Here is a 325-nt window from a genome sequence, read left to right as displayed (position 1 = left end):
GCGGGCGTGATGTCGAGGGTCAGACGAGCCGTGTAGAGGTCGCCTTTGCCCAGCGCATCGACGTCACCTTGGCGAATCCACGCTTCGGCGTGCGGATTCGTGGGCGGGCGCGCGCCAATGCCCACGCGCTTGGCTGCGCGTTTGCTGCCGAGTGACGGCTTTGTGGTCATGATGGCCACCGCAGCAGTTCGTCCACCAGCGCGGTGATTTCGCGGGCGGCGGCGCTGTCGGGCGCCAGCTCGCGGGCAAGCCGGCCGGCGGCCACGCTGTCTGCGAAGACGATGCGCTGGCGTACTTCCGAGCGCAGCGCGGGCAGCGGCTGCTC

At 70.2% G+C, this 325-nt stretch carries 2 pseudogenes; both read right to left on the bottom strand.

The window, feature by feature from the left end:
- Positions 1 to 170, bottom strand: a pseudogene (locus H928_RS33090) (chromosome partitioning protein ParB); the annotation flags it as partial.
- Positions 167 to 325 (bottom strand): annotated as a pseudogene (locus tag H928_RS26665) (ATPase); the annotation flags it as partial. The pseudogenes H928_RS33090 and H928_RS26665, both read right to left, overlap by 4 nt.

Source organism: Comamonas sp. B-9, assembly GCF_000410635.1.
Lineage (GTDB): Bacteria > Pseudomonadota > Gammaproteobacteria > Burkholderiales > Burkholderiaceae_C > Comamonas.
The sequence above is the reverse complement of the archived record's forward strand: the minus strand, read 5'-3'. Positions and strand labels throughout refer to the sequence as shown.